This is a genomic window from Aneurinibacillus danicus (assembly GCF_007991215.1).
In the GTDB taxonomy this organism is placed as follows: Bacteria; Bacillota; Bacilli; order Aneurinibacillales; family Aneurinibacillaceae; genus Aneurinibacillus; species Aneurinibacillus danicus.
Genome location: NZ_BJXX01000186.1, coordinates 1 through 10,934 on the forward strand (window position 1 = coordinate 1; position 10,934 = coordinate 10,934).

General features: G+C 51.0%; 13 protein-coding genes. 1 reads left to right on the forward strand and 12 read right to left on the reverse strand.

Going from position 1 to position 10,934, the window contains the following annotated elements:
- Positions 1 to 170 precede the first annotated feature (170 nt).
- Positions 171 to 1,046 carry a polysaccharide deacetylase family protein gene (locus ADA01nite_RS19280; RefSeq protein WP_146812059.1) on the forward strand — a complete coding sequence of 292 codons (876 nt, stop codon included), beginning with the start codon at positions 171 to 173 and terminating at the stop codon, positions 1,044 to 1,046.
- A 140-nt stretch (positions 1,047 to 1,186) separates the two neighbouring features.
- Here ADA01nite_RS19280 and hisIE read toward each other — a convergent pair whose 3' ends face one another.
- The 12 genes from hisIE to hprK all read right to left on the reverse strand — a co-directional run bounded on the left by hisIE (position 1,187) and on the right by hprK (position 10,926).
- Entirely contained in the window at positions 1,187 to 1,843 is a 657-nt protein-coding gene (hisIE, locus tag ADA01nite_RS19285) for a bifunctional phosphoribosyl-AMP cyclohydrolase/phosphoribosyl-ATP diphosphatase HisIE (RefSeq protein ID WP_146812060.1), read from the reverse strand.
- Positions 1,840 to 2,619 carry an imidazole glycerol phosphate synthase subunit HisF gene (gene hisF / locus ADA01nite_RS19290; protein WP_146812061.1) on the reverse strand — a complete coding sequence of 260 codons (780 nt, stop codon included), beginning with the start codon at positions 2,617 to 2,619 and terminating at the stop codon, positions 1,840 to 1,842. The genes hisIE and hisF overlap by 4 nt, the downstream gene beginning before the upstream one ends.
- Before the next feature lies 1 nt (position 2,620).
- Positions 2,621 to 3,358 carry a 1-(5-phosphoribosyl)-5-[(5-phosphoribosylamino)methylideneamino]imidazole-4-carboxamide isomerase gene (gene hisA / locus ADA01nite_RS19295; RefSeq protein ID WP_146812062.1) on the reverse strand — a complete coding sequence of 246 codons (738 nt, stop codon included), beginning with the start codon at positions 3,356 to 3,358 and terminating at the stop codon, positions 2,621 to 2,623.
- A 26-nt stretch (positions 3,359 to 3,384) separates the two neighbouring features.
- Positions 3,385 to 4,008, reverse strand: a complete 624-nt coding sequence (gene hisH / locus ADA01nite_RS19300) for an imidazole glycerol phosphate synthase subunit HisH (protein ID WP_146812063.1) — start codon at positions 4,006 to 4,008, stop codon at positions 3,385 to 3,387.
- Positions 4,009 to 4,593 (reverse strand): imidazoleglycerol-phosphate dehydratase HisB, encoded by a 585-nt coding sequence (gene hisB, locus ADA01nite_RS19305; protein WP_170230379.1) that lies wholly within the window; start codon positions 4,591 to 4,593, stop codon positions 4,009 to 4,011.
- Between the two features lie 14 nt (positions 4,594 to 4,607).
- Entirely contained in the window at positions 4,608 to 5,882 is a 1,275-nt protein-coding gene (gene hisD, locus ADA01nite_RS19310) for a histidinol dehydrogenase (RefSeq protein ID WP_146812069.1), read from the reverse strand.
- Between the two features lie 6 nt (positions 5,883 to 5,888).
- On the reverse strand, positions 5,889 to 6,536 hold the full coding sequence (gene hisG / locus ADA01nite_RS19315; protein ID WP_146812065.1) for an ATP phosphoribosyltransferase: 648 nt from the start codon (positions 6,534 to 6,536) through the stop codon (positions 5,889 to 5,891).
- Positions 6,533 to 7,702, reverse strand: a complete 1,170-nt coding sequence (locus tag ADA01nite_RS19320) for an ATP phosphoribosyltransferase regulatory subunit (RefSeq protein WP_146812066.1) — start codon at positions 7,700 to 7,702, stop codon at positions 6,533 to 6,535. Before ADA01nite_RS19320 ends, hisG begins: the two co-directional genes overlap by 4 nt.
- Positions 7,703 to 7,936: 234 nt before the next feature.
- On the reverse strand, positions 7,937 to 8,440 hold the full coding sequence (locus tag ADA01nite_RS19325) for an acyltransferase (protein ID WP_146812067.1): 504 nt from the start codon (positions 8,438 to 8,440) through the stop codon (positions 7,937 to 7,939).
- Between the two features lie 10 nt (positions 8,441 to 8,450).
- The gene (gene ppaX / locus ADA01nite_RS19330; protein WP_146812068.1) at positions 8,451 to 9,107 is read right to left on the reverse strand and encodes a pyrophosphatase PpaX; all 657 of its coding nucleotides are present in this window, start codon (positions 9,105 to 9,107) and stop codon (positions 8,451 to 8,453) included.
- Positions 9,108 to 9,145: 38 nt separating this feature from the next.
- Positions 9,146 to 9,973 carry a prolipoprotein diacylglyceryl transferase gene (gene lgt / locus ADA01nite_RS19335; RefSeq protein ID WP_146812070.1) on the reverse strand — a complete coding sequence of 276 codons (828 nt, stop codon included), beginning with the start codon at positions 9,971 to 9,973 and terminating at the stop codon, positions 9,146 to 9,148.
- Positions 9,974 to 9,993: 20 nt separating this feature from the next.
- Positions 9,994 to 10,926, reverse strand: a complete 933-nt coding sequence (gene hprK / locus ADA01nite_RS19340; protein WP_146812071.1) for an HPr(Ser) kinase/phosphatase — start codon at positions 10,924 to 10,926, stop codon at positions 9,994 to 9,996.
- Positions 10,927 to 10,934 lie beyond the last annotated feature (8 nt).

Here is a 10,934-nt window from a genome sequence, read left to right on the forward strand (position 1 = left end):
TTCCTTCTTACCTCAAGAGTCAGCCGCTCTTCCCTCCATTTTCATGCCGGGGTTGCGGCTGAGACGCCATGGTGATTTTCTAGAAATAAAGTCCTTTTATTTCTGCTTCATCCTGTTTAAAATCTTTTTAGAAATGAAATAAAAATCGCACGTGGGAGAAGAGGAAGTACGTGGAGAGAAAGAAAAAGGTGCTCATTGTTCTGCTGTCGCTCTTGGCATTTTTTAATGCCGCCGCTTTGTTCAAGACAGTGGAAAAAGTGACCGCACAATCAGATCGTATTCATTATAAAGACAAAGTTATTGTGCTTCTCTACCATCATATTGATGATAAAGAAGACGGCGTTACTATTTCCCAAGAGAAATTTCAAAGCCATATCCGTGCTTTAAAGAAAGAAAATTACCGTTTTATCTCTATGGATGAATTGCTTGCTTTTATGAAAGAGAATAAACCGCTGCCGCCAAACGCCATTCACATTACATTTGATGACGGATACGAAAGCTTCTATACGAAGGCGTATCCTATTCTTCAAGAAGAGCGTGTATCCGCCACAAATTTCATCGTTGTATATTCTTCGGATGATCCTGAAGCCAGGCCGTTGCTTCCCCACCTTACCTGGGAGCAAATGAAAGAAATGAAACAGAACGGTCAAAGCTTTTACTCCCATACGTATGACCATCACCACTATCTTCCAGGTAAAAAAGATGCTCCTGTCATGCACGCATTAGCTCACCCTATGTACCTGGAAGAACAAAAACGACTGGAAAATCCGAAAGAATACAAAAAGCGTGTTAAGAATGATATCGCTCTGGCTAACGTCATTATCAACGAGAAACTCGGAGCACAACCCCGTCTGCTGGCTTTTCCTTATGGCGACTACAATGAAACGGTTCTCCAGGCCGCAAAAGAAGCAGGCGTTCAGCTTTTTTTCAGCGCTAGAGACGGCATTAATGACCGAAATACACCGATTCTATTTCGTATTAACGCCGGAGCTTATGATATATCTGCCAAAGAACTCATTTACAAATTAAAAAAATACGATGAATAAGAAAACTCGCGGGCATTGCCGGTCTTTCCCTCCCTTCGGGCCACACGCTCCATGCGGAAAAAGCAACGGCCGGCACATGCCACGCACGTTTTTCCTATATCATGAAAAAAGGCGCAGCTTTTGCAGCAGCGCCCCTATCATTATTTCGCGTGTCGTTTTGAAAGTTCCTGAAGCACCGCATCAAACGGAAGCTTCTGCTCACGAAGCAGCACAAGCAGGTGAAACAGCAAATCCGCCGCTTCGTAACGAAGCTCATCATGGCTGCGATTTTTTGCTGCAATAATCACTTCGCTGGCTTCTTCGCCTACTTTCTTTAGAATCTTGTCTACGCCCTCCGTAAACAGGTACGTTGTATACGAGCCTTCTGGCATCTCTGCTTCCCGTTTCGCAATTAACGCTTCCAGCCGGTTAATGATGTCAAAACGGCTTTCCACGTCTCCATTATCGGCGGAAGGGTTGCCAACAACCATGCCCGCTTCCTCCAGCAAAGAATCGGCAAAACAGGAATATACATTTTTATGACAGGCTGGACCGGTCGGAATCACTTTAACGACCAGAGCATCGCTATCACAGTCGTATAGAATGTCGACAACTTTTTGTACATTCCCGGACGTGGCTCCTTTATGCCACAGTTCCTGACGCGAACGGCTCCAGAACCATGTTTCACGCGTCTCCAATGTTTTGGCCAGCGATTCTTTGTTCATGTATGCAAGGGTCAGCACTTCTTTACTCTGCGCATCCTGTACAATTGCCGCAATCAGCCCGTTTTCATCAAACTTGATGCTCTCCATGTTCATTCCACTATCTCCTCTACCATGCGCATTTCGATGTTTTGTTCATGCAGATACTGCTTCACTTCTTTAATGGACGTTTCTTTATAGTGAAAAATCGATGCTGCCAATGCAGCATCCGCTTTTCCAGCCACAAACGCATCATAAAAATGCTCTTTGGCTCCTGCGCCGCCGGATGCAATAACCGGAATACGTACCGCTTCGGAAACCGCCTTTGTCAATGCAAGGGCAAAACCGTCTTTCTGCCCGTCACAATCCATACTTGTCAGCAAAATCTCTCCTGCGCCCAATGCTTCTACCCGTTTGGCCCATTCCACCGCATCGATGCCGGTCGCCTGGCGTCCGCCATGCGTATAGACTTCCCAGCCTTCGCCATTTTCACGCGCTTTTGCGTCAATGGCGACCACGATGCATTGGCTGCCGAACACTTCGGCGCCCTCCTTTACCAATTCCGGACGTTTCACAGCCGCCGTATTAACGGATACTTTATCAGCGCCTGCCCGAAGAATACGGCGCATGTCATCTACCGTATTAATGCCGCCGCCCACCGTAAATGGAATGGTAACATTGGCGGCAGTATTCTCAACCACTTCTACCATAGTCTCGCGGCCTTCGTGCGAAGCGGAGATATCGAGAAACACCAGCTCATCAGCGCCTTCTGCGCTGTAGCGCTTCGCCAGTTCCACGGGATCACCTGCATCACGTAGATTTACGAAGCTAACACCTTTTACGACCCGGCCTTCTTTTACATCCAGACAAGGTATGATTCGCTTTGCCAGCATATCAGACTCCCTCCCTAATCCGCTTCAACGCCTGTGGAAGACTGACTCGTTCGGTATACAGCGCTTTGCCAACAATTGCACCGCCTACACCATCACCGGCGTACTGCGCCAAATCCAGCAAATCCTGCTCTACGCTCACCCCGCCGGATGCAATGACATTTTTTCCGGTTGCACGTGCCAGTTGAACAATCGCTTCCGTATTCGGCCCTTCCAATGTGCCGTCCCGTGAGATATCCGTATAAATAAACGTTTCCGCCCCTTTGGCAATCAGCGCTTTAGCCAGCTCTTCTGCCGTCACTTCTGAAGTCTCAAGCCAGCCGTGCGTCGCCACATAACCGTTTCTGGCATCGATACCGATGGCGACTTTATCACCGTACTTCTCCAGAACGCGTTCGGTAAACGGCTGATCCTGAATCGCCGCCGTACCGAGGATCACCCGGCTCACGCCCCCCTGGATATAGCGGTCAATGTCTTCCATGCGGCGCAAGCCTCCGCCAATCTGAACCGGAACGTTCAGTGTCCGGGCAATCTCCAGCACAATTTCGTCGTTAACCGGCTGCCCGGCTTTAGCTCCGTCCAGGTCAACTAAGTGAACCCATTCTGCACCCTGAGAAGCCCACTGCTTCGCCATCTCTACCGGAGAATCACCATATACTGTCTCCTGGTTATAGTCGCCCTGCAGCAGGCGCACGCACTTGCCGCCGCGAATATCAATCGCCGGATAAATAATGAAACTCATCTCTCTACTCCCTCTCCGTCGCTCGTTTATTTCGTGCGCGCCGTTTCGCACAGCTTCGTAAAATTCTCAAGCAGCTTCATGCCGACCGTACCGCTTTTCTCCGGATGAAATTGCATGCCGTATACGCTCCCCTTGCCTACAATCGCCGGAACCTCCTGATAGTAATCCGCCGTCGCCAGCAGAACCGGACGATTTTCCTCTGTCGGCTGCAGGAAGTAGGAGTGTACGAAATAGACATAGCCTTCTTCTACACCGGCAAAAATCAGATTTTGCTGCAGGAACTCCAGGCGATTCCAGCCCATATGCGGAATTTTATAATCGCCCTGAAAACGCGCGATATGTCCGGGCAAGATATTAAGCCCTTCATTCTGGCCGTGTTCTTCGCTGCTCTCAAACAGAAGCTGCATACCCAGGCAGATGCCAAGCAGCGGCTTGCCGCTTGCGGCGAACTGACGAATCGGCTCTACCAGACCGAGTTCACGCAGATTTTTCATCGCGTCCCCGAAGGCTCCTACACCAGGCAAAATCGCACCTTCCGTATTCAGAAGCGATGCTGCGTCCGATACAAACGTATACTCATATCCAAGCCGCTCTACGGCTTTGCTTACACTGTGAAGGTTGCCCATTCCATAGTCAATAATCGCAATCATCTATAACATCCCTTTCGTCGACGGGACTCCTTTCACCCGCGGATCAATCGTAGTCGCTTCGTCCAGCGCACGTCCAAGCGCTTTGAATACCGCCTCAATCATGTGATGCGTATTGTGCCCATAGTGCACAATAATATGAAGTGTAATACGCGCTTCAAGCGCCAGCTTCCAGAAAAATTCATGAAACAGTTCCACCGGGAAGTTGCCTACATTGGCGGATGGGAATTCGGCGCGGTATTCCAGATGCGGACGGTTGCTGATGTCGATGATAACCTGTCCGAGTGCTTCATCCATCGGTACAAATACGCTGCTGTACCGCTTGATGCCCTTTTTATCACCCAGCGCTTCACGAAACGCCTGGCCCAGGCAAATCGCAATGTCTTCCACTGTATGATGGTAATCGATTTCGATATCGCCTTTGGCTTGCACGGTTAAATCGAACTGGCCGTGCTTTGTAAACAGATCGAGCATATGGTTAAGAAAAGGAACGTCGGTCTGTAATTCCGTTTTACCTTCTCCGTCGATATTAAATGTAAGTCGAATGTCGGTCTCATTCGTTTTACGTTCAATAGATGCCTGTCTCATGCTTGCAACTCCCCCTATTTCTGTTCGTTGTCCAGCCGAACCTGAATGGCCCGCGCATGCGCTTCAAGTCCCTCCTGGCGGGCCAGCGCAATAATCTTGGCCCCATGCGCCAGCAAATCCTGCCGGCTGTAAGAAATTAAGCTGGATTTCTTAAGAAAATCGTCCACATTAAGCGGCGACGAGAACCGCGCCGTACCGTTCGTCGGCAGTACATGATTCGGTCCGGCGAAATAGTCGCCCACCGGTTCGGAGCTGTATGGACCCAGGAAAATCGCTCCTGCGTTTTTAATTTTCCCGATATGCGCCATCGGATCTTCCAGCATCACTTCCAGGTGCTCTGGCGCCAGCCGGTTGACCACATCCAGCCCCTGTTCAACGCTGTCTACTACGCAGATTGCGCCATGTTCACGGATAGATGCTTCTGCAATCTCCTTACGCGGAAGTACAGCCAATTGCTGCTCCACTTCCTGCTGTACGGCCTGTGCCAGCTCGCGACACGTAGTCACCAGCACGGCGGACGCCATCGCGTCATGCTCTGCCTGAGACAACAAATCCGCCGCCACATAAGCCGGATTCGCCGAGCTATCCGCCAGCACAACGATTTCACTGGGTCCCGCCACCATATCAATGTCCACAAGGCCGAATACTTCGCGCTTTGCCAACGCAACGTAAATATTGCCGGGCCCGACGATTTTATCCACCGGTTTGATGGTCTCGGTTCCGTATGTGAGCGCAGCAATTGCCTGCGCACCGCCTACCTTGTACACCTCTTTCACGCCCAGCTCATAGGCCGCAACAAGCACGCCCGGGTTAACGGCTCCGTCTTTGCCCGGCGGCGTAACCACCGCAATCTCTTCTACTCCGGCCACTTGTGCCGGAATGGCATTCATCAGCACCGAGGACGGATACGCTGCGGTACCGCCCGGAACATACAGACCCACCCGCTGCAGCGGACGGATTAACTGTCCGAGCATAGTGCCAGACTCCTGCGTTGTCATCCAGGATTGACGCATTTGACGGCTGTGGTAGTCACGAATATTGGCAGCCGCTTCGCGAATCGCGTCTCGCACTTCCGAATCAATTTCATCCAATGCCTGGCGAAACTCCTCTTCCGTTACCCGCATCCCATCAAGCGTAATGCGGTCAAATTGTTCAGTAAAACGAAGCACAGCGGCGTCGCCTTCGTTTTTTACCGCCTGTAGAATCTCAAGCACTGCGGCACGCTGGGTTTTGGTTCCTGTCTCCACATCGCGCCGGGTGGAAAAATTCGCAGCCTCGACAATCTTCATCATGAACTATATCTCCTCCACAATTGAAGCGAATTTCTCGTATATATAATCGACCGCTTCGCTCTTCATCCGGTAGCTGACCCGGTTTGCGATTAAGCGGGTTGTAATCGGCATAATCTCTTCCAGTTCGACCAGCCCGTTCTCTTTTAACGTTCGCCCGGTCGATACAATGTCAACAATCCGGTCGGCAAGACCGATCAGCGGTGCCAGCTCAATCGAGCCATTCAGCTTAATAACCTCTACCTGCTGGCCTTGTTCGCGAAAATACCTGGATGCGACCCGTGGATACTTCGTTGCGACACGGGGCGCGGTGCTTCCGGACGGCTTCCAATCAGGAAGGCCCGCCACAGAAATACGGCAGCGGCTGATTTTTAAGTCCAGTAATTCGTATACGTCCCGCTCCTCTTCCAGCAGCACGTCCTTCCCTACAACTCCGATATCCGCCACGCCGTATTCTACATACGTGGGCACATCAGTCGGTTTGGCGAGGATGAAATCGAGGTTCGCTTCCGGGACCGGAACGATAAGCTTGCGCGAATCATCGAATTCCGGAGGAAGCGGGACGCCGGCTTTTCGTAACAAATCCGCTGCCTCTTCAAAAATCCGGCCCTTCGGCATCGCTACGATAAGCTTTTCTTTCGTATTTATTGTCATGTCGCTTCCTCCCCCGTCAAGTCAATCACTTCTGTATAGGGCGCAGTACTGGCCTGCGTCCATTCTTCCTTACGCTGAGCGATGACCACCGCGTTTTCCCCGGTACGCAGCACTCTCGCTTTCTCCAATGCTTCCGTCCTCTGCGCTGCATGGTAGAGGATGAGGAATTTCTTCGGCCGCGCCGGCTGATAGTCAGCCGCTTCGATAAGGCTGTCCATCTGCACCGCAAACCCCGTAGCCGGGCACGGACGGCCAAACTGCGCCATCAATCCGTCATAGCGACCTCCGGTACAAATAGAGAAACCTTGATTGGCTGCATAACCTTCAAACAGAATACCCGTATAATAATCCAGATTGCTGAGCAGGTTTAAATCCAGCAAAATATATTGCTCTACTTGATACGCTTCGAGCGCTTCCCACAGCTGCCGCAGATTGGTAACGGCTTTGCGGGCCTGTCCGTTAATCGTGATGGCTTCCGCCCGATCCAGCAGATCTTTGCCACCGCGCAGCTTCAAAAGTTCATACAGGCGTGCCGCACCCGCTTCCGGAAGCGCCATCTCCTTCACATAGTGGCGGAACCCTACATAATCGCGATAGTATAAAAATTCCTTCAGCTTTTCCCGGTCTTCTTTCTTTTCTACAATCTCTTCAAGCAATCCTTCCAGGAAGCCGATATGCCCGACCGCGATTTTGAATACGCCTACGCCCGCCGCTTTCAACACGGAGACGGCCAGCGCAATGGCTTCGGCGTCCGCGTCAACGGAAGACGATCCGAGGTACTCGATGCCAAGCTGTGTGAACTCCGCATTGCGTCCGGCTTCATTCTTCTGCGCCCGGAATACGTTCGCCGTGTACATGAGGCGCAGCGGCAGCGGCTCTTCCTTTAGCAGCGAAGAGGCCACCCTCGCAATCGGTGCCGTCATGTCCGGACGCAAGACAACTGTTTTCCCTTCACTGTCCAGCAATTTGAATAATTTATTATCAAGCGTGGCACTCGCCCCGCCTACCGTATCATAGTATTCAAGCGTAGGAGTCGCAATCTCCCGATACCCCCATTGCTTCATGCAGGCTTTGACCTGTTGTTCCAGCCATCGCTGTTTCTCCAGCACATCGGGAAGTAGATCCCGCATGCCCAGCGGCTTCTCAAATCCTAACGGTTTCGACATCCTGCCTTCCACTCCTCGTCTTATCCTTTAGTTCGCTACCAAACTAAAGGATTTTCTTGTTGAGTGTAGTCTAACACTCCCATTTCCATCCGTCAACCACTTACAGCACGCTTTAAAAATTGCAAGCGCTATCAATACAATCACCGTTTCGCTTTTATTATCTGTAATATGCGAATCCGAAAGCAGCTATAGACACGAAAAAACGAACCGGATATTTTCCGATTCGCTCTTCATTCATTTTGGCTGCGTTTCTGGCTGGCGAATGATGCGCATAGGATTGCCTCCGACGAAGGCGCCGGCAGGCACATCCGCATTGACGAGGGTAGCCGCGGATACGACTGCGCCGTCGCCGATGGTAACACCCGGTAAAATCGTCGAGTTAGCCCCTATCATCACACGCGATCCAATCTTCACATCACCCAATCGATATTCGTCAATCAAATATTCATGAGCCAAGATCGTCGTGTTATAGCCGATGATGCTGTTAGAGCCGATAGAAATTCGCTCCGGAAACATCGTATCCATCATCACCATCAATGCGACCGCGGTATTCTCTCCAATCTCCATGCCGAGAAATGTGCGGTACATCCAATTCTTTAACAGCATCCAGGGCGTATAACGGGCAAGCTGTACGACGGCAAAGCACTTGACCACTTTCCAGAAACTCACCGTTTTGTACACCTGCCAGAGAGAATTCGCACCCTGGACCGGGTAGCGTTCGGTCTGTCGTTTCGCCATCCGCCACCTCTTATGCCTGACGAACCGGCTGCTTCACAATCTGAATCAGATCGCGTATATCATTCAGCAAATACGTCGGATCAAACGCGGATAAAAACGAAGCGCCTTTCATGCTCCAGGCAACACCCGCGGAAGCAACACCGGCATTCTGCGCCGCCTGAATATCATATTGGCTGTCCCCTACCATCAGCGTACGTGCCGGGTCGGCCCCAAGTGCTTGCATCGCCTTCTGCACCGGCTCCGGATGCGGTTTATGATTCTTCGTATCCTGATAGCAGACGAATGCATCCATATACGTATCCAATCCGAAGAGGCGCAGGCCCATTTCTGCAGTCTTGCGCTGCTTGGTGGTCACGATGCCCATTTTAACACCCATCTCGGCAAGATCTTCAATTGTCTCCAATACGTTTGGAAACTCTTCTACCAGCTCATCATGTACCTGCTCATTATGCTCACGATATATCTGCACCAGCTCTTCCGCCCGCTCCGGTCCGAACAGTTTCATCTGATCATAGAGCGGCTTGCCCATATGCGGGATAATATCCTCCCGCGTATACTTGCCGGGATAAAATTTCTCCAGCGTATACATAAACGAGGTCAAAATCAAATTATTCGTATCAATTAATGTACCATCAAGATCAAACAACACATACTGATAGCGGTTCATTCTAACCCTTCTTTCCTCCCAAGAAAGTCATACTTTCTCTATTCTTCCCCATAACGCTTAGAGGCGTACCCCAATTTCCGTAATACCATCATTATGATTATCGCAAGCGCAATCAACAAAAGGCTAATCACCTGCGCAACGCGCAGCGTATCCGTCAGCATCAAGCTATCCGTACGCAGTCCTTCGACGAAAAAGCGGCCGGCCGAATACCAGATTATATACGTGAGGAACAAATCGCCCCGCCGCAGTTTACCCACACGCCGAATCGTAATCAATACAAAGAAGCCAAGCAAATTCCAGATCGATTCATACAGAAATGTCGGATGATAATACAAGTATGTATTCGTCGTCGGGTCTAGAATATACATCTGATCGATAATAAACTGAGGCAGATGCAGGCTTTGCAAAAACTCGAGACTGACCGGACCGCCGTGCGCTTCCTGGTTCATGAAGTTTCCCCAGCGTCCGATAGCCTGTCCGATAATTAGGCTTGGCGCCACTACGTCTGCCAGCCGCCAGAACGAAATCCTTTTTACGCGCGAGTAGATGTACGCGGTCAGAACGGAGGCAATCAATGCCCCGTGGATGGCAATTCCGCCATGCCAAACCGCGATAATCTCTTCGGGATGAGAGCTGTAATACTCGTCCCAGCGGAAAATGACATAATAAATACGCGCCCCGATAATGGCCGCCGGAACTGCGTACATGACCACATCCATAATCGTCTCCGAGTCCATGCCGACCCGCTTCGCCTCGCGCAGCGCCAGCAGCAAACCGACGAGTGCGGCCGTACCTAGAATAATGCCGTACCAGTGTACGGATAAGGGCCCCAGTTGAAACGCAACCGGGTCAATCGCCTTTGGCATACTCACCTGTACCTCCCCGTCTAGATGTCTTCCACCGCGTCTTCAATCGTATCGGTCAGCTTCTTGCTAAAGACGACCGCCGCATTGTATCCCATACGCTTCAAGCGGAAGTTCATGGACGCCACTTCTACGATAACGGCCAGGTTTCGGCCCGGACGCACAGGAATCGTAATCTGCGGCACTTCGGTGTCCATAATCTTCATTTTTTCTTCGTCGAGACCGAGCCGCTCGTATACTTTGTTTGGATCCCAGATTTCAAGCCGGATGACAAGCGAGATTCGTTTGTAATTACGAATAGCCCCCGCCCCGAACAATGTCATGATGTTAATAATACCAACACCGCGGATTTCGAGCAGATGCTGGATAAGCTCCGGCGCACTGCCAATTAGCTGGTTCTCCTGCGTCTGGCGAATTTCAACCGCATCATCCGCCACAAGGCGGTGGCCTCGTTTTACCAGCTCCAGCGCGGTTTCACTTTTTCCGATCGAGCTCTGTCCAACGATTAGCACACCCATCCCGTACACATCAACCAGTACACCGTGCATTGTCGTCGTCGGTGCCAGACGGCCTTCCAGATAGGTGGTCAGTTTACTGGATAGTTTGGTCGTCGGCAGCGGAGACGTGAGCACCGGAATGCCCCGCTCTTCCGACAGACTCAGGAGTTCATCCGGCGCCTCGCAGCCATGAGCTACACATACGCACGGCGTTTGTTCATGCAGCAACTTGTCAATCCGTTCAATGCGATGCTCCTTTTTCATTGCATTATAGAAGCTTAGTTCTGTTTTCCCAAGCAGCTGCACACGCTCTGCAGCATAAAAATCGAAATATCCCGCCATTTCCAGGCCAGGACGGCTGATATCGCTTACGGTAATCTCGCGGCGCAACCCCGTTTCTCCACTTGCCACTTTCAATTGGAAATGATTAACAATATCGCGCACTTGAGTCTTTTTCAAACGCCCCA

Bases quoted from the DNA above. Each gene is read 5' to 3' on its own strand.
- ppaX (WP_146812068.1), bottom strand. From the start codon at position 9,107: ATGAACCGCTATCAGTATGTGTTGTTTGATCTTGATGGTACATTAATT.
- hisA (WP_146812062.1), bottom strand. From the start codon at position 3,358: ATGAGTTTCATTATTTATCCGGCGATTGATATTCGCGGCGGCAAGTGC.
- ADA01nite_RS19325 (WP_146812067.1), bottom strand. From the start codon at position 8,440: ATGGCGAAACGACAGACCGAACGCTACCCGGTCCAGGGTGCGAATTCT.
- hisIE (WP_146812060.1), bottom strand. From the start codon at position 1,843: ATGAACATGGAGAGCATCAAGTTTGATGAAAACGGGCTGATTGCGGCA.
- hisB (WP_170230379.1), bottom strand. From the start codon at position 4,593: ATGAGACAGGCATCTATTGAACGTAAAACGAATGAGACCGACATTCGA.
- hisG (WP_146812065.1), bottom strand. From the start codon at position 6,536: ATGACAATAAATACGAAAGAAAAGCTTATCGTAGCGATGCCGAAGGGC.
- ADA01nite_RS19320 (WP_146812066.1), bottom strand. From the start codon at position 7,702: ATGTCGAAACCGTTAGGATTTGAGAAGCCGCTGGGCATGCGGGATCTA.
- hisF (WP_146812061.1), bottom strand. From the start codon at position 2,619: ATGCTGGCAAAGCGAATCATACCTTGTCTGGATGTAAAAGAAGGCCGG.
- lgt (WP_146812070.1), bottom strand. From the start codon at position 9,973: ATGCCAAAGGCGATTGACCCGGTTGCGTTTCAACTGGGGCCCTTATCC.
- hisD (WP_146812069.1), bottom strand. From the start codon at position 5,882: ATGAAGATTGTCGAGGCTGCGAATTTTTCCACCCGGCGCGATGTGGAG.
- hisH (WP_146812063.1), bottom strand. From the start codon at position 4,008: ATGATTGCGATTATTGACTATGGAATGGGCAACCTTCACAGTGTAAGC.